The organism is Mycobacterium sp. E3298, from assembly GCF_001666895.1.
In the GTDB taxonomy this organism is placed as follows: Bacteria; Actinomycetota; Actinomycetes; order Mycobacteriales; family Mycobacteriaceae; genus Mycobacterium.
Genome location: NZ_LZJB01000215.1, coordinates 1 through 20,523, shown reverse-complemented (window position 1 = coordinate 20,523; position 20,523 = coordinate 1). Strand labels below are relative to the sequence as shown.

Here is a 20,523-nt window from a genome sequence, read left to right as displayed (position 1 = left end):
ACTCCGGACGCAAGCTGGGCGACGCGGCGGTGTTGGCCGTCGACCGCATCGTGTCCACCGACGCCGATTTCGGGGCCAGGCAGACGCTGTACGCGGTCTCGCAGGATCTGCCCGGCGACACCTTCGTCGGCCCGCGCTTCGGTCTGTATGGCCGCACCCAGCCGACCTGGCGTAACTGGCCGGCCAAGCGGGCGGGCACCGCCGCGGCGCTGTGGGACCTTTCCGAGCAGCTCACCGGCACCGCTTTCCCGCTATGAGAATGCTCGACGGGCGGTTTGCCGCAGCCCGACTAGATTGGTGAGCAAATCCGTGCAGCGACGCCCAGGCGAGGAGGTAACCCGTGTCGAACACTGATATGGCGGCGATCCTTGCCCTCCTTGCCGCGCTGGCGTCGGCGATCGGCAACGTGGTCCGCCAGCGGTCCGCGCAGGAGGTCACCGACAAACCCGTCGGCCACCTCGCGCTGTTCGGCATGCTGTTGCGCGACAGGCGTTGGTTGCTGGGCGGTCTCGGCGACATCGCCAGCTACGTTTTGCTGGCCGCCGCCCTGGACAAGGGCTCCGTGCTGTTGGTGATGTCGCTTCAGGTGACGTCGCTGCTGTTCGCGCTGCCGATCTATGCGCGGATGAGCCGCCACCCGGTCACCCGCCCGGAGTGGCTGTGGGCGGTGGTGCTCACCGCGGCGCTGGTGGTTGTCATCGCGGTCGGCCAGCCGGCGGGCGGTCAGGAGCGCGCGGCGGCCGACGTATGGCTGATCGTGGCCCTGGCCATGGCCCCGCCGCTGCTGTTGGCGATGGCCGGCGCCCGGGTCTGGTCGGATCGGCCGGTGGCGGCGTTGTTGCTCGCGGCGGTCGCCGGTTCGTTGCTGGCCGTCTTCGCGGTGCTGATGAAAGGCGTCGTCGACATCCTCGAACACAACCCCGACCAGTTGTGGACCAGACCCGAGGTGTACGGCTGGGTGTTCTGCGGGGCGGCCGGGATGGTGATCCACCAGTCGGCGTACCGCGCCGGCGCCTTGACCGCCTCGTTGCCGACGATCATCGCCGCCAAGCCGATCGTGGGCGCGGTCCTCGGGATCACCGTGCTCGGTGAGACGTTGGACGCGCACGGCTTCGACTGGGTTGTGCTGGGAGTGGCCGCGGCGCTGGTGATCGTCGCGACGGTGGGCCTGGCTCGCGGCGAGGCCGCCACGGTGTCGGCGGGCGCCGGGCGCGACGTGCGGATCGAGGACGAGCCGAAAGCCGTGAAGCCCGCGCTCTGATGAAGCTTGGTGGCAGGTACAGGATTCGAACCTGTGAAGCTTTCGCGACGGATTTACAGTCCGCTCCCATTGGCCGCTCGGGCAACCTGCCGCCAGACAGGTTACAACGAGGGGGTAGACAAAGCACAAACGGCCATCACCGGATGAAGGGACGGATCGAATGGCGGACTCATCGTTCGACATTGTCAGCAAAGTCGAGCGCCAGGAGGTCGACAACGCGCTCAACCAGGCCGCCAAGGAGCTGGCCACTCGCTTCGACTTCCGCGGAACCGACACCACGATCGCGTGGAAGGGCGACGAGGCAATCGAGCTGACGTCGTCCACCGAAGAACGCGTCAAGGCGGCTGTCGACGTCTTCAAGGAGAAGCTGATCCGCCGCGACATCTCGATGAAGGCGTTCGACGCCGGTGAACCGCAGTCATCCGGCAAGACCTACAAGGTCAGCGGCACCATCAAGCAGGGCATCAGCAGCGAGAACGCCAAGAAGATCACCAAGCTGATCCGCGACGAGGGCCCCAAGAGCGTCAAGACGCAGATCCAGGGCGACGAGATCCGCGTCACCAGCAAGAAGCGCGACGACCTGCAGGCCGTCCAGGCGCTGCTCAAGCAGGCCGACCTGGACGTCGCGCTGCAGTTCGTGAACTACCGGTAGCCCACGGCCGTAAGCGAGGTTCTCAATGGCGATGACCCCTACCGAGGCCGACTACTCCGACGTCATCATCGTCGGTGCCGGCATCTCCGGCATCGACGCGGCCTACCGGATCAACGAGCGCAACCCCCAGCTGACCTACACCATCCTGGAGCGGCGCGCGCAGATCGGCGGCACGTGGGACCTGTTCCGCTACCCCGGGGTGCGCTCGGACAGCAGCATTTTCACGCTGTCGTTCCCGTTCGAGCCGTGGACCCGTAAGGAGGGCGTGGCCGACGGTGTGCACATCCGCGAGTACCTGGCCGCCACGGCGCACAAATACGGGATCGATCGCCACATCCGATTCGACAGTCATGTCCGCTCGGCCGACTGGGATTCGTCCACCGACACCTGGACGGTCACCGTCGAGCAGGACGGCGCGCCGAAGCGCTACCGCGGCCGGTTCCTCTTCTTCGGCAGCGGCTACTACAACTACGACGAGGGGTACACCCCCGACTTCCCGGGCATCGAAACGTTCGGCGGGACCGTGGTGCATCCCCAGCACTGGCCGGAGGACCTCGATTACACCGGCAAGAAGGTCGTGGTGATCGGCAGCGGGGCCACCGCGGTCACCCTGCTGCCGTCGCTGTCGGATCGGGCCGCGAAGGTCACCATGCTGCAGCGCTCGCCCACCTATCTGATCTCGGCGTCGAAATACGGCAGGGTCGCCGCCGTCGCGCGGAAGGTGCTGCCGCGCAAGCCCGCCCACCTGGTTGTCCGGATGTACAGCGCACTGACCGAGGCGGTGTTCTTCGCCTTGTCCCGCAAGGCGCCGGGCCTGGTGCGGTGGCTGCTGCGGCGCAAGGCGATCGCCAGCCTGCCCCCCGGCTACGACGTCGACACCCACTTCAAACCGCGGTACGACCCGTGGGACCAGCGGATGTGCCTGATCCCCGACGCCGACCTGTACGGGGCCATCAGCGCCGGCCGCGCCGAGGTGGTCACCGACCACATCGACCATTTCGACGCGACGGGCATCGCGCTCGAATCCGGTCGGCACCTCGACGCCGACATCATCGTCACCGCCACCGGGTTGCAGCTGCAGGCCTTGGGCGGCACCGCGATCAGCCTGGACGGCAACGAGATCAAGACCAACGACCGCTTCGTCTACAAGGCACACATGCTCGAGGACGTGCCCAACCTGTTCTGGTGCGTCGGCTACACCAACGCATCGTGGACGCTGCGCGCGGACATCACCGCCCGGGCGACGGCAAAGCTGCTGGCGCACATGGCCGCCCACGGCTACACGCACGCCTACCCGCACCGCGGCAACGAGCCGATGACCGAGAAGCCCTCGTGGGACATCAACGCCGGCTACGTGCTGCGCTCGGTGCACGCGCTCCCGAAGTCGGGAACCAGGCGGCCGTGGAACGTGCGGCAGAACTACCTGGCAGACGCCATCGATTACCGCTTCGACCGCATCGAGGAGGCGATGGTGTTCGGCCGGGCGTCCGACCGGGCACTCGCCGGGTGAACTGCTTCTAAATCTTCGATGTCGGCAATACGCTGATCGCCATGGCAGCAGAGATGCGTGAACCCAAGGTCGTTGTCCTCGGTGGCGGTTCCTGGGGGACCACGGTTGCCTCCATCTGCGCGCGACGAGGACCGACGCTGCAGTGGGTGCGCTCGGAGGAGACCGCGAAGGACATCAACGAAAACCACCGCAACAGCCGCTACCTCGGCGACGAGGCGGTGCTGAGCGACACCCTGCGCGCCACCACCGACTTCGCCGAGGCGGCCAACTGCGCCGACGTCGTAGTCATGGGCGTGCCCTCACACGGGTTCCGCGGGGTGCTGACCGAGCTGGCGAAGGAACTGCGGCCCTGGGTACCGGTGGTGTCCCTGGTCAAGGGGCTCGAGCAGGGCACCAACATGCGGATGTCGCAGATCATCGAGGAGGTCCTGCCCGGTCATCCGGCCGGCATCCTGGCGGGGCCCAACATCGCCCGCGAGGTCGGCGAGGGTTACGCCGCCGCGGCGGTGCTGGCCATGCCCGACCAGCACCTGGCGACCCGGCTTTCCGGGCTGTTCCGCACCCGGCGTTTCCGGGTGTACACCACCGACGACGTCATCGGGGTGGAGATGGCCGGGGCGCTGAAGAACGTCTATGCCATCTCGGTGGGAATGGGCTACTCGCTGGGCATCGGTGAGAACACCCGCGCGCTGGTGATCGCGCGCGCGCTGCGGGAGATGACCAAGCTCGGCGTTGCCCTGGGCGGCAACCCCGAGACCTTCCCGGGCCTGGCCGGCCTGGGTGACCTGATCGTCACCTGCACCAGCCAGCGCAGCCGCAACCGCCACGTCGGTGAACAACTCGGCGCGGGCAAGCCGATCGACGAGATCATCGCCTCGATGAACCAGGTCGCCGAAGGCGTCAAGGCCGCCAGCGTGATCATGGAATTCGCCAATGAGTTCGGCCTGAACATGCCGATCGCCCGCGAGGTCGACGCGGTGATCAACCACGGTGCGACGGTCGAGGACGCCTACCGCGGCCTGATGGTCGAGGTACCCGGGCACGAGGTGCACGGCTCGGGCTTCTGACGGGCCATCTGACACCGGTCGAATTCAAATCTTTGCATTCCATATGGGCCGGGCCCGTCCGCTTGACCCTCGGTTCGCCAGCAAAATACCGTCGATGCAGCAGCCAGGGATTCCCGGCCGTGCCAGTGTGGGTCCGGCCGGGTCGTAACCGTTTGTGCGCCAAGAGTTTACGCCGACGTAATACAGCGCCATATGGGGCGGACATCGGAACATCCCCCGCAAACATCTAACGAGGGAAGCGACCGATGCAACACATCGAACAGCTCGGCAACCAACCTCACGACCAGACCGCCAGCCCGCGCAAAGACCGCGTGCGGTCGATCATCCGGCACGACCTCCCTTCGTCGCTCGTCGTTTTCCTGGTCGCGCTCCCGTTGTCCCTGGGGATCGCGATCGCATCCAACGCCCCGGTGCTGGCCGGCCTGATCGCCGCCATCGTCGGCGGCATCGTGGTCGGCGCCATCGGCGGGTCGCCGCTACAGGTCAGCGGCCCAGCGGCCGGACTGACGGTGGTGGTAGCCGACCTGGTATCCGACTTCGGTTGGGGCGTAACGTGTTTCATCACCGTGGCCGCCGGCGCCCTGCAGGTGCTGTTGGGGCTCAGCCGCGTCGCGCGGGCGGCGCTGGCGATCTCGCCGGTGGTCGTGCACGCCATGCTGGCCGGCATCGGCATCACGATCGCGCTGCAACAGGCGCACGTTCTGCTGGGCGGAAAATCCAAGAGCACGGCCTGGCACAACGTCATCGAGCTGCCGGGGCAGATCATCGGCGCGCACCGGCCGGGGGTCATCTTGGGCGCATTGGTGATCGCCATCCTCGTCTGCTGGCGGTGGGTTCCCGCCAAGTTGCGCCGCGTTCCCGGCCCGTTGGTCGCGATCGTGGTCGTGACGGTGGTGTCGGTCGTCTTTCCGTTCCACGTGCGCCGCATCGACCTCGAGGGCTCGCCGTTGGACGCGTTGCAGCTGCCCGACATTCCGCACGACGGCTGGGGCGCGGTCGCGATCGGCGTGATCACCGTCGCGCTCATCGCCAGCGTCGAAAGCCTGCTGTCGGCGGTGTCGGTCGACCGGATGCACAACGGGCCACGCACCGACTTCGACCGGGAATTGGTCGGGCAGGGCGCCGCCAACATGGTGTCGGGCACGATCGGCGGGCTGCCGGTCACCGGCGTCATCGTCCGCAGCTCGACCAACGTCAACGCGGGCGCCAAGTCGCGCGCCTCGGCGTTCCTGCACGGCGTGTGGATCCTGCTGTTCACCATCCCGTTCGCCGGGCTGGTCGACGAAATCCCCACCGCCGCGCTCGCCGGGCTGCTCATCGTCATCGGCATCCAGTTGCTCAAGCCGGCCCATATCGAAACCGCGATGAAGCACGGCGATCTCGCCGTGTACGTCGTGACCGCCGTCAGTGTGGTGTTCCTCAACCTGCTGCACGGGGTGATGATCGGCCTCGCGCTGGCCATCGCGCTGACCGGTTGGCGGGTGATTCGGGCCAAGGTCGACGCCACGTCCGTCGACGGCGAGTGGCAGGTGCAGATCGAGGGCGCCGCGTGCACGTTCCTGGCGCTCCCGCGACTCACCCGGGTCCTGGCCTCGATTCCCACCGGAACCGTTGTCACCGTGGATGTTTCGGTGCACTACCTGGACCACGCGGCGCATCAGACGATCAGCGACTGGCAGCGCCAGCACGAAGCCAACGGCGGCACGGTGAACATCCGCGGGAGGTTCGAGACCGGCCATGCCGCTGGCAAAAATGCGAGTGAGGTCGTCGAGCCCGAAAGGCCCGAGGCCGCTGCCTGATTGGCATGCTCAATCCCACCCGGAAAGCCCGAAGGTGCCGCTCGGCGCCCTCCCGCTGAGCTTCTGGACGATCCACTGGTTCATCGGCACACCCTGCTCGGTGGCCTCCAGCGCGAGGCGGGCATGCAACTCCGGCGAGGTTCTCACCAGGAATCGCCCGCCGTAGTGGCGCCGCGACAGCGGTTCGGGAACTTCGTCGCCGCAGGCGCGCAGGACCTCCACATGCTCGGTGACGGCGTCCTCGATGGCGGCCACCGCTTGGGGCGCGGTGGGCGCTTGGCGCCTCAGGTACGGCAATTCGACGCATACGCCTAGGTATTCGTCGTAGTCGGTCAACCACTGCGCTCGGTAGGTGTAGTGGTCCACGCGCAATGTGATAGCACGGGTGATATCAAATCCGGGAGTCACTCATCCCCAGGGACGGGCCTCTCCGCACCATATGGCTCTCGCCGGATTTGATAGCGCGGGCGATATCAAATCCCGCGACGGACTCATGCTCGGCTAGCCGCGCGCCATCGCCTCCAGCCGGCGGATGCGGTCCTCGATCGGCGGGTGCGTCGAGAACAGCGACCCGATCCGCTCGCCCGCGCGGAACGGGTTGGCGATCATCAGGTGGGCCTGGCTGGCCAGCTGCGGCTCCGGCGGCAGCGGGGCCGCCTGGACGCCGCCCGAGATCTTGCGCAGCGCCGACGCCAAGGCCAGGGGGTCGCCCGTCAGCACCGCACCCGATTCGTCCGCCTGGTACTCGCGCGACCGCGACACCGCCAGCCGCACCACGGTGGCGGCGATCGGACCCAGCAGCGAAACCAACAGCAGCGCAAAGGGATTGCCCTCGTCGTCGCGGTTGCCGCCGAAGAACATCGCCATGTAGGACAGGGCGGTGATGATCGACGCCATCGCTCCGGCGATGCAGGAGATGAGGATGTCGCGGTTGTAGACGTGGGACAGCTCGTGCCCCAGGACCGCCCGCAGCTCGCGTTCGCTTAGGATTCCCAAAATGCCGGTGGTGCAACACACGGCGGCGTTGCGCGGGTTACGGCCGGTCGCGAACGCGTTGGGCGCGTTGGTGTCGCTGATGTACAGCCGGGGCATCGGCTGGTGCGCGGCGGTGGCGAGTTCGCGCACGATCCGGTACATCGCCGGCGCCTGCAGCTCGGACACCGGCTGCGCGTGCATCGCCCGCAGCGCCAGCTTGTCGCTGTTGTAGTAGGTGTAGACGTTCATGCCGATGGCGAACAGCACCGACAGGAACATCGCGGTCCTGCCGAACAGCGAGCCCACGAACACGATCAACGCGGACATACCGACCAACAGGGCGAAGGTCTTCAGCCTGTTGGCATGGGGATGCCAGGTCATCGGGTCCTCCTTGGAGCGTCGACTATCGCTCATTGAACGCCTGAAAAGGCGCCAAAGGTTCCCTCGACGCGCTAACCGTGCCGGCTGATGGTGTAGTCGACCAGCGTCTGCAGCGCCTGCCGGCCGGGGACATCGGGCAGCAGGGCCAACTCGTCGCGCGCCTGCCCCGCGTATTCGGCCAGCGTCTGCTTGGCCTTGGCCATCCCGGGGGACGCCCGCAACAGCGCCAGCGCCTCGGCCACCGCCGCGTCGTCGTCGATGGGCCCGGCCAGCAGCTCACGCAGCCGCACCGCGTCGGCCCCGGGTTCGCGCAGCGCGTAGAGCATCGGCAGCGTGTGCACGCCCTCGCGCACGTCGGTGCCGGGCAGCTTGCCGGACTCATGCGAGTCGCTGTCGATGTCGATGATGTCGTCGGAGATCTGGAAGGCGGTGCCCACGATGCCGCCGAGCCGGCTGAGCCGCTCGACCTGCTCGGCGTCGGCGCCGGAGAACATGGCGCCGAACCGGCCCGCCGCGGCGATCAGGCAGGCGGTCTTCTCGTACACCACCTTCAGGTAGTGCTCGATCGGATCGGCCCCCTCGGCCGGGCCCGTCAGGCCGCGCGTCTCCCGCATCTGCCCGGTCACCAGCTGGGCGAACGTCTCGGCGATCAGGCGCACCGCCTCGGGCCCGAGCCGCGACACCAGCCGCGACGCCGTGGCGAACAGGTAGTCCCCCGCCAGGATCGCGACGTTGTTCCCCCAGCGGACGTTCGCGGTGGGCGCGCCCCGGCGCACCTCCGCCTCGTCCATCACGTCGTCGTGATAGAGGGTGGCCAGGTGCACCAGCTCGATGACCGAGCCGGCGATCGTCACCTCGTGCGCGTCGGGGTTCGGCCCGATCTGGGCGGACAGGACGGTGAACAACGGCCGGAATCGCTTGCCGCCGGCCTTGAATAGGTGGGTCAGCGAGTCGGTCATCACGTCGTCGGCGCTGCGCAGCTCGGTGTCCATGAGCCGTTCGATCCGCCCGACGCCGTCGCGCACCGTGGCGGCGAAGGCGGGGTCGCCGAAGTCGATGCCCGCCACCACCGTCGCCGGAGTACTCACCCGACCAACATACTGGTGAGCGTGGAGACCAAAGCCGACCTGGTGGTCGTGGGCGCCGGACCCGCGGGTTCGGCGGCGGCCGCGTGGGCCGCGCGCGCGGGCCACGACGTGCTGGTCATCGACTCCGCCAGCTTCCCCCGGGACAAGGCGTGCGGTGATGGGCTGACGCCGCGCGCGGTCGCCGAGTGCGAGCGCCTCGGGCTGGGCGACTGGCTGGACACCCGCATCCGGCATCGCGGCCTGCGGATGAGCGGTTTCGGCGGCGAGGTCCAGGTCGACTGGCCGGGCCCGTCGTTTCCGTCGACCGGTAGCGCCGTGGCCCGACTCGAGTTGGACGACCGGATCCGCAAGGTCGCCGAGGATTCCGGCGCGCGAATGATGTTGGGAACGAAAGCCGTTGCGGTGCATCATGACTCGTCGAGGCGGGTGGCATCGCTGACCTTGGCCGACGGCACGGAGGTGGCTTGCCGGCAGCTGATCGTAGCCGACGGGGCCCGCTCTTCGCTGGGCCGCAAACTAGGCCGGCGTTGGCACCAGGAGACGGTGTACGGCGTCGCCGCCCGCGGGTATCTGGCCACCCCGCGCGCCGACGACCCGTGGCTGACGTCGCACCTGGAGCTTCGTTCGCCGGACGGCGCGGTGCTACCCGGCTACGGCTGGATCTTCCCGCTCGGCAATGGCGAGGTGAACATCGGCGTCGGGGCCTTGTCGACGTCGAAACGGCCGGCCGACCTGGCGCTGCGCCCGCTGATCGACTACTACACCGACCTGCGGCGCGACGAATGGGGCTTCGAAGGCCCGCCGCGGGCGGTGGCGTCGGCGCTCCTGCCGATGGGCGGCGCGGTGTCCGGGGTGGCCGGGCCCAACTGGATGCTGATCGGCGACGCCGCGGCCTGCGTCAACCCGTTGAACGGGGAGGGCATCGACTACGGGATGGAGACGGGACGGTTGGCCGCCGAGCTGCTGGACTGCCGCGAACTGTCTCAAGACCTGTCGCGGGTGTGGCCGTCGCTGCTGCAGCAGCACTACGGCCGGGGCTTCTCGGTCGCGCGCCGGCTGGCGCTGTTGCTGACCTTTCAGCGCTTCCTGCCCGCGACCGGACCGATCGCGATGCGCTCGCCGCGGCTGATGACGATCGCCGTGCGGGTGATGGCCAACCTGGTCACCGACGACGACGCGGACTGGGTCGCGCGGGCCTGGCGGGGCGGCGGCCGGCTGTCGCGGCTGATCGATCGCCGGGTGCCGTTCACCTGAGCCGACTGACCTGCGCAAACGGTCATCCGGCCGGATCGGGGCAGTGGACATTTTTCCGCGCGCTTCAGATGAGCGGTGTATAGTCCGGCTAATGAAGGGAACGAAGCTGGCTACTATCGGCGGCCTGGCTGCCGCCGCCATCGCGCTGGCCGCGCCGGCGCTGGCCTCGCCGCCGCCGTCGAACGATTACGACGCCCCGTTCAAGAACACCGTCAACGGCTTCGGTATCTACCAGCCGCAGGACCAGCTCGCGTGGCTGGGCAAGATCACCTGCGACCGGATCGGCCGGGGCGTGGACGGCGACCCGTACAAGTCGGCCAACTTCATCCAGCACAACCTGCCGCGCGGCACCACCCAGGGCCAGGCGTTCCAGTTCCTCGGGGCCGCTGTGGACCACTACTGCCCCGACCAGGTCGGCTTCGTTCAGCGGGCCGGCACCCACTAGCCCGTTTTCAGCGCAGCGGCTTGTAGGCCGCATGCAGCGCCACGATGCCGCCGGTCAGGTTGCGCCACCGAACCGCCGCCCATCCGGCCCGCGAAATCTCGTGCGCCAACTTGGTCTGGTCCGGCCAGGCCCTGATCGACTCCGCGAGGTAGACGTAGGCGTCGGGATTGCTGGACACCGCGCGGGCCACCCGCGGCAGCGCCCGCATCAGGTACTCCTTATAGACGGTGGCGAACAGCCCGTTGGTCGGCGTGGAGAATTCGCACACCACCAACCGGCCGCCCGGGCGAGTGACGCGGGCCATCTCGCGCAGCGCCGCCCGCGGGTCGACGACGTTGCGCAACCCGAAACTGATTGTGACCGCGTCGAATACGTCGTCCCCAAACGGCAGCCGGGTGGCGTCGGCGGCGACCTTCGGGACGTTGCGCGCGGCACCCGCGGCGAGCATCCCGACCGAGAAGTCGGCCGCCACGCACCATGCCCCGGATTTCCTGAGCTCGACGGTGGACACCGCGGTGCCGGCGGCCAGGTCCAACACCTTCTGGTCGGGTCCGATCGCCAGTGCCGACCGGGTGGCGGCCCGCCAATACCGGTCCTGCCCCAGCGACAGCACGGTGTTGGTCAGGTCGTAGCGGCGGGCGACGCCGTCGAACATCGACGCGACGTCCCGGGGGTCCTTGTCCAACGCCGCACGACTCACGAGGGAAACGCTACCGTCCGGGAATTACACGGTGACGGCGGCGTTGCAACACTGCGTGACTGAAAAAGTTTGGTTTATCACCGGTACATCGCGAGGCTTCGGGCGCGCGTGGGCGATCGCGGCGCTCGAGCGCGGCGACAACGTCGCCGCCACCGCCCGCAACACGGCATCGCTCGACGACCTGGCCGAGAAGTACGGCGACGCGCTGTTGCCGATCCGATTGGACGTCACCGATCGGGACGCCGACTTCGCCGCGGTCAAGCAGGCGCACGACCACTTCGGGCGGCTGGACATCGTGGTCAACAACGCCGGTTACGGGCAGTTCGGGTTCGTCGAGGAGTTGTCCGAACAAGACGCACGGGATCAGATCGAGACCAACGTCTTTGGGGCGCTGTGGATCACCCAGGCGGCGTTGCCGTACCTGCGCGACCAGCGCAGCGGCCACATCATTCAGGTGTCCTCGATCGGGGGCATCACCGCTTTCCCATTGGTCGGCATGTACCACGCGTCCAAGTGGGCGCTGGAAGGCTTTTCGCAGGCGCTGGCCCAAGAGGTCGCCCCGTTCGGCGTGCACGTCACGTTGATCGAGCCGGGCGGCTTCGACACCGACTGGGCCGGGGATTCGGCCAGGCACGCCGATCCGCTGCCGGCGTACGACGATGTTCGTGCCGCCGTGCAGGCCGAGCGCAGCAAGCGCTGGGCCAGCCCGGGCAGTCCGGAGGCGTCCGCCACGGCGCTGCTGAAGGTGGTCGACGCCGAAAAGCCGCCGCTGCGAGTCTTTTTCGGCGCTTCACCGCTGGCGACGGCCAAGGCCGACTACGAGAGCCGGCTGCGCACCTGGGAGGAATGGCAGCCGGTCGCCGAGCTGGCCCAGGGGTAGCGAGCCGCGGACGTCGGCGCCTACCAGTGAGGTAGTCGATTACGCATGTCGGCAGCCCGGTGCGGACCCATAATTGTGGGCATCTGCGAGGAAAGGCGGTCCGATGTCCGCACCCCAGTCCGCGCCGGTGGCAACCAGCGACGTGTGCATCGTCGGCGCCGGCATCGCCGGGTTGAATGCCTTGTTCGCCGCCAGCCGATACCTATCGCGTGAGCAGACGGTGATCCTGATCGACCGCCGTAGACGCGTCGGCGGCATGTGGGTCGACGTCTACCCCTATGTCCGCCTGCACCAGCCGCACCCCATGTTCACGGCGGGCAACATCGAGTGGACGCTCGCCAAGGAGCGCAGTTATCTGGCGACCAAGGGCGAGGTGCTCGCCCACTTCGAGCACTGCGTCGACGTGATCAGGCAGCGGGTCGGAGTCGAGGAGTATCTCGGCTGGGACTTCGAGTCCGCAGAAGAGACGAACGGCATCGTGCGGGTCACCTGCAGGGCCCCCGACGGGCGGCAGCTCGTCGTCGAGACCACGCGTTTGATCAAGGCCTTCGGCCTCGGGATCACCCCGAACGAACCGCTGGCCATCTCGAGCAAGCGCGTCCATTCGGTGTCGCCCGACTACTGCGACGTGCGGGCCGGCGACATCAGGGAGAGTGACGCGCCCGTGTGGGTCGTCGGCGGCGGAAAAACCGCGATGGACACCGCGCACGCGCTGATCACGAGCTACCCCGGCCGCGAGGTCAACATGGTCGCCGGCCGCGGCACGTTCTTCTCCTGCCGCGACGACCTGTTGCCGAGCGGCGCCCGCCGGTGGTGGGCGGGCACGCCGCCGAGCGCGGTCGCCACCCAGTTGAGTCACCGGTACGACGGCACGAACGAATCAGAGGTGCAGGCTTGGTATCGTGCCACGCACGGCACCTTCCTGACCCCCCAGGCGGACAACTTCGTGTTGGGAGTGTTGTCCGAGGCCGAGAACCGCACGATCTCCGCCGGGCTGAACGACGTCGTGATGGACTATTTCGAGGATGCGGTCGATCGCAACGGCACGACCGAGTTGGTGTTCCGGAGCGGATCGACGAAGACGATCGAACCGGGTAGCTGGATAATCAACTGCACCGGATACGTCAAGTTCCCAGACGAATACCCGTATGAGCCGTACGTTTCACCCAGCGGCGCAGTCGTTTCCATCAATGTGCGGTCGGCCATGCTGCACTTGCCTGCGTTCATGGGGTACTTCCTGGGCCACCTGATGTTCCTGGGCAAGCTCACGGATATTCCGCTCTACGAAATAGATTGGATGAATCTGAGGCAGAAGGCGCCGCTGGCGTTTCCCTACGTGCTCTTCGCCCTCGTTCAGCACAATCTCAGCCTGATCTACGACGACGTCCCCCGTCGCGTATTCACCGACAACAACCTCGATTTCGATAAGTGGTACCCGTTGCCGCGACGGGTGCCGGGCATGGCGCGGTTCATGCTCACGCACCGCCGGGAGTGCGAGCGCCAACGCCGGGTTCTCGACACGGTGCGGGAGCGTCTCGAAATCCGTTGCGGCCCGCTCAGCGGGTAAGGCACATACCGGGGGAACGGCTTCCGTCATCCGGCACCGCCACTCCCGGCGCACGGGCGCGACCGGCTTCACACCGCCTGGTGAGCCCAACCACTTCGCGAAAGTACCGGTACCGCAAGACAGGTAGTCGACTACGCGTGTGGGGTGGTCTAGCGCAAACAAGATTTGGTGGCGAAACCACTCAACCGACGCCCTTGGGGAGCACCACCATGACACTCACGGTTGACACGTCGGCCTGCCCGAGCGTCTTCGATGCCGGCCTGCCGACTATTGATTACGAGCACTGCCAGAGCCCCGAAGAGGCTCACCTGATTCTCCACGAGGCGCGCCGCCGGGCACCGATTGCGATCGGCCCGCATGGGCCGGAAGTGCTGACCTACGAACTGGTCCGAAGTGTGCTGCGCGACCCGCGCTTCCGCGTGCCCCAGGGGATGTTCCTTGCCTCCCAGGGCATCACGACCGGCCCATTGTGGGAGCGCGTCGCCACCAACCTGATCAGCCTCGACGGGGCCGAGCACCACCGGCTGCGCCGCCTGGTGTCCAAGGCGTTCACACCGCGCGCCACCGCGCGGCTGGGCGCAACGATCGACGGGGTGATCAACGGACTGCTGGACCACCACACCGCAATTGGGCGCTGCGACGTGGTCGCCGACATCGCCAGGCAATACCCGATCCCGATCATCTGTGCGCTGTTGGGCGCCCCGGCCGAAGATTGGAAGCTGTTCTCCGAGTGGACCGACGACATCTTCAAGGCCTTCAGCTGGGAGGTCGCCGCTCATCAGAACAACATCTTGGCCGCATGGGACGAGCTCGACGCCTACATCGACGACATGGTCGCGCAGCGACGCCACCGGCTGACCGACGACCTCATCTCCGACCTGATCCGCGCCGAGGACGACGGCGACCACCTGAGCGCCGACGAGCTACGCATGCTGGCCGCGGGCCTGCTGATGGCCGGCACCGACACCACCCGCAACCAGCTGGCCGCCTCCGTGCACGTGCTGTGCGACTGTCCCGAGCAGTGGCGGTTGCTGGGCGAGCACCCAGAAGTCGCGAACAGTGCGGTTGAAGAGACGATGCGGCATTCGCCCATCGCGGCCGCGACGTTGCGCATCGCTCTCGAGGACGTCGAAGTCGCCGGGGTGGTGATCCCCGCGGGCACCGTGGTCATCGCAAACACCGCCGCAGCCAACCGCGACCCCGCCGTCTACGACGACCCCGACCGACTCGACATCACCCGAGTGGGGGCCCCGCCGATGCAGACGTTCGGCGCCGGCATGCACTACTGCCTGGGCGCGAACCTGGCCCGACTCGAGCTCGCCGAAGCCCTGGCGACCATGGCGCGGCGCATGCCCGACGCGCGCCGCACCGGACCCGCGCCGTGGAAGCCGCTGACCGGGCTGAGCGGACCCGCCACGCTGCCAGTCGAATTCACGCCCGAGATCGATGTCGCCGCGACTAGCGCACGGTGCGGATGACGAAGGCGTCGATGTTCTCGTCGTAATCGACCGATTCGTCCACGAAGAGTTCGCCCACCGGGTGACCGTCCTCGGCGACGGCAATGAAGGTCGATTCCTCGGGGTTGTACGTCACCGCGCCTTCAACGAACATCGCCGCGACCTCGTGCCCGTCGGCCCCGAACACGACGAGCTTCAATCCTCCGGCGTCCTTGACGTATTCCGCTGCCTCAGCACGCGTCGTGACCATCCTTGCGAGTCCTTTCTCTGTTGCCGAGCCGTCAGGGCGTGGGCTGGGAAACCCTTGTCTGTACGAGGAATTCGTGTAGCGCATCCGCCATCCGCGCCCGCACCGGCGCGCCGGAGATGACCACGTCGACCATCGGCACCGATAGGTGGGTGTGACCGCGGGCGCCGACATGCTCGGTCGGCACCCCCGCCGCCTGCAGCGCGGCGGCGTAGGCCTCGCCGACATCGCGCAGGGGATCGAACTCGGCCGTCACCACGAGGGCCGGCGGCAGCCCGGACAGGTCGGCGGCATTCAAGGGGGCGAATCGGGGGTCTTCTCGATCCGCAGCGTCGATGTAATGGTCGTAGCACCACCGAAGTAGCGGCGTCGTCAGACCGTAGCCATCGGCGTTCTCGGTGAACGACGCGCGCGTCATCTCGCCGGACGTCAAGGGCGTCAACAACACCTGGCCCACGATGGTCGGGCCGCCCATGTCCCTCGCCAGCCGGCACACCACCGCCGCGAGTCCCCCGCCCGCGCTCCAGCCGCACACCGCCAACCGACCCGGGATGCCGCCGAGCGCCTCGGCGTTGTCGGCGACCCACCGCACCGCGGCCATCGCGTCATCGACGGCCGCAGGAAAGCGGTTCTCGGGTGAATGGCGGTAGTCAGCTGAGACCACCATGGCGCCGCTCCGCACGCAAAGATCCCGGCACAGCGGATCATCCGCGACGGCGTCGCCGAGAACGTAGCCACCGCCATGGAAATACACGACCACCGGATGCGGACCCGGGGTGGCAGGCCGATAAAGCCGGTACGCCAAATCGCCGGCGGGGCCGGGCAGCACGCCGTCGACGATCTCGCCGACATCCGGTCCCGGCGGTCGCACCATCGACATCTGCGCGTACAACGCGCGAGCCTCCTGGACGCCCATCGATTCCATCGGCGGCAGATTCAGCGCCGCCACCTCGTTGAGGACCATCTCGACGTCCGGCTGCAACCGGCGCACCACTCCGTCGTTGCAGCGTGAGCCGGCGGGGCCAGATCTCCTGTAGCCCAGGTAATCGCGGGCGACCACCTCGTCGCAGCCGGCACGGTAGAAGTCGAAGCCCGCGCAGTACGGCAGGAAGACCCGGGATTTGCCGGGCACATTGGCGCCCATGTACCACGAGTTCGCCTGGGGGTAGAGGGTGATGTCGGCGCAGTCGTTGACGTGCTGCGTCCACCCGGCCTCCGCCAGTTCGGTGGGCTCGATGACCTCGAAGCCGTCCGCGCTCAGGTGGCCGAGGCAGTCGAGCACCCAATCCGCATGCTGTTCGATCGACACGACCATGTTGGTCAACACCGAGGGGCTGCCGGGACCGGTGATGAAGAACAAGTTGGGAAAACCGGCCGTGGTCAAGCCGAGGTAGGTCCGCGGTCCGTCTGCCCATTTGCCCTTGAGCGCCAGACCATTACGACCCCTGATGTCGACCGCCGTGATCGCGCCCGTCACCGCATCGAAACCGGTCGCGAAGACGATCGCATCGAAAGCGAACGACTCGTCGGTGGTGTCGATCCCCGTCGCCGTGATTTCCCGGATGGGATGTTTGCGGACGTTGACCAGGCGCACGTGCGGCAGGTTGTAGGTGGCGTAGTAGTTCGTGTCCAGGCACGGCCGTTTCGTCGCCAGCGGGTGATCAGTGGGGCAGAGTTCGGCGGCGGTGTCGGGATCGTCGACGATCGAGCGGATCTTGTCGCGGAAGAACTCGGCATATTCGTGATTGGCGGCGGGATTGCTCAGCACGTCGGCGAAGACGTTGATCGCCTCGAACAGCAAGCCGTCAGCCCAGGCGCGCTCGTAGCGGCGTTGGCGTTCGGCCTCCGAAACGCCGAAGGTGGGAGTGACGTCGCGCTCCATCGGGATGCCGCCGAACGAAAGCTTCGCGGCCGCACGGTATTCCGCCTCATTCGTCAGTTGCGCGATCTTCGAGGGCGGCACCGGACCATTGTGCGCCGGGATCGAGAAGTTCGGCGTCCGCTGGAACACCACCAGCTGCGCCGCCTCCTGTGCGATCACCGGAATCGATTGCACCCCGGAGGAACCCGTGCCGATGACGGCCACCCGCTTGCCGGTGAAATCGACCGGCTCGTGCGGCCAGGCGCTGGTGAAGTAGATTTCGCCGGCGAACCGCTCGAGCCCCCGGACCTCGGCCTGCTTGGGCAGGGACAGGCAGCCGGTGGCCATCACGACGAAACGACTGGTGAGTTCGTCCCCGCGGTCGGTGCCCACCCGCCATAGCGAAACATCGTCGTCCCATCCTGCGCGCTGCACCCGCGTCGAGAAGGTGAGGTGGCGGCGCAGGTCGTGCTTGTCCGCGACGTGATTGAGATAGCGCAGGATCTCCGGCTGGGTGGCGTACTTCTCCGACCACCGCCAGTCGCGGTGCCAGTCGGGATCAAAGCTGTACATGTAGTCGACGCTGGGCACGTCAACCCGGGCGCCCGGGTAGCGGTTCCAGTACCACGTGCCGCCGAGGTCGTCGCCCGCCTCGAAGACGCGGAACCGGTATCCGGCACGGCTTAGCCGGTAGGCGAGGTACAGGCCCGCGATACCCGCGCCCACCACGACGACGTCGACGTCCGGCAGCGGCCGGTCTGTGCTGGCTGCATGGGTCATCGTCTGATGATCCCGCCGCGCTCACCGGCTGTCTTGAGTACGGCGATACTCGATTTGCTGACGACCGGCCGCGGCCCGGCATGCCCGGGCCTTACCAAATGGGTAGGAAACCCTTCCCTTCCGGGAGAAGAAAGTGGCCCTCACGGTAATTACCTGATCGCCGATAATCCCCGAGCATTTCGGTCATGACTTCCACGACCACACTGCCGAACCGCAGCATCCTCAGCGACGCAGACCTCGCCCGGGCCGCGGCGGCCGGTGATCGCGCGGCGCTGGCCGATATCTACCACCGCTACGCGGGCCCACTGCACGCCTACTGCGTCGGCATGTTGCGTGATCGCCACGCCGCCTCGGACTGCGTGCAGGATGTCTTCTGCACCGCCACCACACAGTTGCCGAAGCTGCGTGACGCGGACAAGCTGAGGCCGTGGCTCTACGCCATCGCCCGCCGCAGCGCGCTGCGGGCCTTGTCCGAACGCCGCCGCGAGGCCGCCTGCGACGAGCTGCCCGACGATGCGGCGACCGGTCCCGGGCCGTTCACGCTGACCGCCCAGAACGAACTCCGTCAACTGATCAACCAGGCGGCCGACGGATTGTGCGAGCGCGACCGGCGGGTGCTGGAGCTTGCCTACCGCCACGGCGCGACCGGAACCGAGCTCGCGCAAGCGTTGGGCATCAGCTACGACTCCACCAAGAAGGTCCTGCAGCGGCTGCGCGACACCATCGAACGCTCACTGGGCGCCCTGTTGGTGGCCCGCCGCGCGACCCAACACGGCTGCCCGCGGCTCGCCGCGGACCTGACCGGCTGGGACCATCAGTTCACCGTGCTGATGCGGAAACGCATTGCGCGCCACATCGAGTCGTGCCCCACATGCGACGGGTACCGCCGCAGCGCCCTCAATGCCGTTGCCCTGCTTGGCGGCGGGGTACTCGACGAGCTGGCCAAGCCACACGGCGGGTAACGAAATATCCGCGGGCTCACTTCTGCTGGGTGCGACGGTCACGCAGCATGGAGCGGTTGACGGCCCCGAGCCGGATGGCCGCATTGGCCAGCCGGACCCGGCGATCCCCCTCGGCCGTGATGCCGAACTTGTCGTACAGGTGCTGCAGGTGTTGCTTGACGGCCGCCTCCGTGACGTACAGCTCCTGGGCCATCCGGCGGACCGATGCGGGCTCGGGGAACGGGTCGTCGGCGACGAACGGGCGGCACAGAACCTTGAGGACATCGAGTTCGCGCGCGGTCATGCGGGGCGGCCGCAGGATGGACTTGCCGGTTTCGGTCTCTTGGTCGCCCGGCGCTTCGCCGGCCCCTTTTGTCATCCAGAACACCAACCGCGAACTGCCGAGCCGCAATTCGTCTCCCGACCGCAGGATCCGTTCCGCCGCGATCCTTTCCCCGTTGACGTAGGTGCCGTTGCGGCTTCCCAAATCACGCACGGACCAGGCTTGCCCGAAATTCTCCAGGACGGCGTGTACCCGCGACACGGTCGGGTCGTGCTCCAACGACACCGCGTTGGTCAAGGACTTGCCGAGGGTCACCCGTTCACCACTGAGCGCGACCAGCTCCCGCCCCGACGGCTTCCACACTTCCAAATGGGACGACATATCGACCCCTCCTATCACGGCCCATTCTGACCCCGCGACGCAAAGAATGGCCGGAGAACGGTCCGCTGAGCCGAAAATCGCGTGCTCGGCTGCCGAGATTCCCCCGGTATTCGGGTCCACGACGCCCGGTTGCGGTTGGACCGTGGTGACGCATCACCGGTAGCCGTTTTCCCTGCCGGCGAGAAGCCATAGAATCTACGAGCATGCGTCGTCGCATCCCTAACCCGACTTCGTGATGGCAATCACCAATGTTGAGCTCAGCTTCCTGCTGGAGGCGTCGCGCCGCGGGCTGCTTCCTCAGCAAGGCCGCCTCCTGGAATTCGGCGAAGCCGAGACCATGATCGATGTGGTGCAGGCGATCCCGCTCCTTCTCGCCGAAGGGCCACGGCGCGACGCGTTGCTGGCCGAGTCGCCGCCGGACGGTGTGGCCCAGGTCTACGCCGACGCCAAGCGAATCTACCGAGCCCTGTTCGACTTCCGCAGCTACAACGCCATCGACCTGCTCCCACCCAATCACTACCGTCTGCAGCAAGATCTCAACCTGCCCTTCGACCTTGGGACAAGGTTCGACGTCTGCATCAACAACGGCACGACCGAGCACGTCTTCAATCAGGCCAATTGCTTCAAGGCGATTCATGATCACACCGCCCCGGGGGGCGTGATGATCCACTGGACGCCGTGCCTGGGATGGGTCGACCATGGCCTTTACAACATCCAGCCGGGGTTCTTCCACGACCTGGCCGCCGCGAACGGCTACGAGGTCCTGCTCGCCGTGCTGTCGAGCGACAGCATGATGATGCCGATCATCCCAGGCCAGATCACTTCCGAGTTGGTTGCCGCCAATCCGGGCATCCGAGACAGTCTCGCGTGCGCCGTGCTGCGCAAGACGACGGATGAACCCTTCCGCTTTCCCCTGCAGGGGGTCTATTCCTTTCTCAAGGAACTGGCGGCTGTGGGGGATCCGCAACGTATTACGCATCTGCTGGCGGCGCGC

At 67.4% G+C, this 20,523-nt stretch carries 19 protein-coding genes, 1 tRNA gene and 1 pseudogene; 13 read left to right on the top strand and 8 right to left on the bottom strand.

Going from position 1 to position 20,523, the window contains the following annotated elements:
* Both A9X05_RS09925 and A9X05_RS09920 read left to right on the top strand, forming a co-directional pair.
* Positions 1-257: pseudogene (locus tag A9X05_RS09925) on the top strand (oxidoreductase); the annotation flags it as partial.
* A gap of 83 nt (positions 258-340) precedes the next feature.
* Complete coding sequence (locus A9X05_RS09920; RefSeq protein ID WP_067749268.1) at positions 341-1,261, top strand: DMT family transporter; 921 nt, start codon at positions 341-343, stop codon at positions 1,259-1,261.
* A gap of 7 nt (positions 1,262-1,268) precedes the next feature.
* On the opposite strand, the gene A9X05_RS09915 is transcribed toward A9X05_RS09920, so the two are convergent.
* Positions 1,269-1,352: transfer RNA gene (locus A9X05_RS09915), tRNA-Tyr, on the bottom strand.
* Positions 1,353-1,421: 69 nt separating this feature from the next.
* Here A9X05_RS09915 and A9X05_RS09910 point away from each other — a divergent pair.
* From A9X05_RS09910 to A9X05_RS09895, 4 genes are all read left to right on the top strand, one after another.
* Positions 1,422-1,913 (top strand): YajQ family cyclic di-GMP-binding protein, encoded by a 492-nt coding sequence (locus A9X05_RS09910; RefSeq protein ID WP_067749264.1) that lies wholly within the window; start codon positions 1,422-1,424, stop codon positions 1,911-1,913.
* A gap of 25 nt (positions 1,914-1,938) precedes the next feature.
* Positions 1,939-3,423: an NAD(P)/FAD-dependent oxidoreductase gene (locus A9X05_RS09905; RefSeq protein ID WP_067749254.1), complete on the top strand. Its 1,485-nt coding sequence runs from the start codon at positions 1,939-1,941 to the stop codon at positions 3,421-3,423.
* A 41-nt stretch (positions 3,424-3,464) separates the two neighbouring features.
* Positions 3,465-4,490, top strand: coding sequence for an NAD(P)H-dependent glycerol-3-phosphate dehydrogenase (locus A9X05_RS09900; protein ID WP_067749252.1), 1,026 nt, complete (start codon positions 3,465-3,467; stop codon positions 4,488-4,490).
* A 245-nt stretch (positions 4,491-4,735) separates the two neighbouring features.
* Positions 4,736-6,289: a SulP family inorganic anion transporter gene (locus tag A9X05_RS09895; RefSeq protein WP_067749249.1), complete on the top strand. Its 1,554-nt coding sequence runs from the start codon at positions 4,736-4,738 to the stop codon at positions 6,287-6,289.
* A gap of 9 nt (positions 6,290-6,298) precedes the next feature.
* Here A9X05_RS09895 and A9X05_RS09890 read toward each other — a convergent pair whose 3' ends face one another.
* The 3 genes from A9X05_RS09890 to grcC1 form a co-directional block, all read right to left on the bottom strand.
* Entirely contained in the window at positions 6,299-6,655 is a 357-nt protein-coding gene (locus tag A9X05_RS09890) for a type II toxin-antitoxin system HicB family antitoxin (protein WP_067749244.1), read from the bottom strand.
* Between the two features lie 135 nt (positions 6,656-6,790).
* Entirely contained in the window at positions 6,791-7,645 is an 855-nt protein-coding gene (gene htpX, locus A9X05_RS09885) for a zinc metalloprotease HtpX (protein WP_067749241.1), read from the bottom strand.
* 71 nt (positions 7,646-7,716) lie between these two features.
* Entirely contained in the window at positions 7,717-8,733 is a 1,017-nt protein-coding gene (grcC1, locus tag A9X05_RS09880; protein ID WP_067749238.1) for a nonaprenyl/(2E,6E)-farnesyl/geranylgeranyl diphosphat synthase, read from the bottom strand.
* Between the two features lie 15 nt (positions 8,734-8,748).
* Here grcC1 and menJ point away from each other — a divergent pair, with 15 nt between their 5' ends.
* Both menJ and A9X05_RS09870 read left to right on the top strand, forming a co-directional pair.
* On the top strand, positions 8,749-9,987 hold the full coding sequence (gene menJ, locus A9X05_RS09875; protein WP_197498994.1) for a menaquinone reductase: 1,239 nt from the start codon (positions 8,749-8,751) through the stop codon (positions 9,985-9,987).
* Positions 9,988-10,078: 91 nt separating this feature from the next.
* A complete protein-coding gene (locus tag A9X05_RS09870) occupies positions 10,079-10,432 on the top strand; it encodes a DUF732 domain-containing protein (RefSeq protein WP_067213104.1) in 354 nt (117 codons plus the stop codon).
* A gap of 7 nt (positions 10,433-10,439) precedes the next feature.
* Here A9X05_RS09870 and A9X05_RS09865 read toward each other — a convergent pair whose 3' ends face one another.
* Complete coding sequence (locus A9X05_RS09865) at positions 10,440-11,132, bottom strand: demethylmenaquinone methyltransferase (protein WP_067780970.1); 693 nt, start codon at positions 11,130-11,132, stop codon at positions 10,440-10,442.
* A 55-nt stretch (positions 11,133-11,187) separates the two neighbouring features.
* On the opposite strand from A9X05_RS09865, the gene A9X05_RS09860 reads away from it, so the two are divergent.
* The 3 genes from A9X05_RS09860 to A9X05_RS09850 all read left to right on the top strand — a co-directional run bounded on the left by A9X05_RS09860 (position 11,188) and on the right by A9X05_RS09850 (position 15,057).
* On the top strand, positions 11,188-12,012 hold the full coding sequence (locus A9X05_RS09860) for an SDR family oxidoreductase (protein ID WP_067780976.1): 825 nt from the start codon (positions 11,188-11,190) through the stop codon (positions 12,010-12,012).
* A 103-nt stretch (positions 12,013-12,115) separates the two neighbouring features.
* On the top strand, positions 12,116-13,579 hold the full coding sequence (locus tag A9X05_RS09855; RefSeq protein WP_067780967.1) for an FAD-dependent oxidoreductase: 1,464 nt from the start codon (positions 12,116-12,118) through the stop codon (positions 13,577-13,579).
* Positions 13,580-13,788: 209 nt separating this feature from the next.
* Positions 13,789-15,057 carry a cytochrome P450 gene (locus A9X05_RS09850; RefSeq protein ID WP_067780965.1) on the top strand — a complete coding sequence of 423 codons (1,269 nt, stop codon included), beginning with the start codon at positions 13,789-13,791 and terminating at the stop codon, positions 15,055-15,057.
* Here A9X05_RS09850 and A9X05_RS09845 read toward each other — a convergent pair.
* Positions 15,038-15,286: a hypothetical protein gene (locus A9X05_RS09845; RefSeq protein ID WP_067749227.1), complete on the bottom strand. Its 249-nt coding sequence runs from the start codon at positions 15,284-15,286 to the stop codon at positions 15,038-15,040. The genes A9X05_RS09850 and A9X05_RS09845 overlap by 20 nt on opposite strands.
* A 31-nt stretch (positions 15,287-15,317) precedes the next feature.
* Positions 15,318-17,924, bottom strand: a complete 2,607-nt coding sequence (locus A9X05_RS09840; RefSeq protein ID WP_067780962.1) for an FAD-dependent oxidoreductase — start codon at positions 17,922-17,924, stop codon at positions 15,318-15,320.
* A 185-nt stretch (positions 17,925-18,109) separates the two neighbouring features.
* Between A9X05_RS09840 and A9X05_RS09835 the strand changes: the two genes are divergently transcribed.
* On the top strand, positions 18,110-18,886 hold the full coding sequence (locus tag A9X05_RS09835) for an RNA polymerase sigma factor (protein WP_067749224.1): 777 nt from the start codon (positions 18,110-18,112) through the stop codon (positions 18,884-18,886).
* A 16-nt stretch (positions 18,887-18,902) separates the two neighbouring features.
* Here the strand turns inward: A9X05_RS09835 and A9X05_RS09830 are convergent, their stop codons facing one another.
* A complete protein-coding gene (locus A9X05_RS09830; protein WP_067780959.1) occupies positions 18,903-19,529 on the bottom strand; it encodes an FHA domain-containing protein in 627 nt (208 codons plus the stop codon).
* Between the two features lie 232 nt (positions 19,530-19,761).
* Between A9X05_RS09830 and A9X05_RS09825 the strand changes: the two genes are divergently transcribed.
* A partial coding sequence (locus A9X05_RS09825) for a hypothetical protein (protein WP_197498993.1) occupies positions 19,762-20,523 on the top strand: 762 nt, incomplete at its 3' end.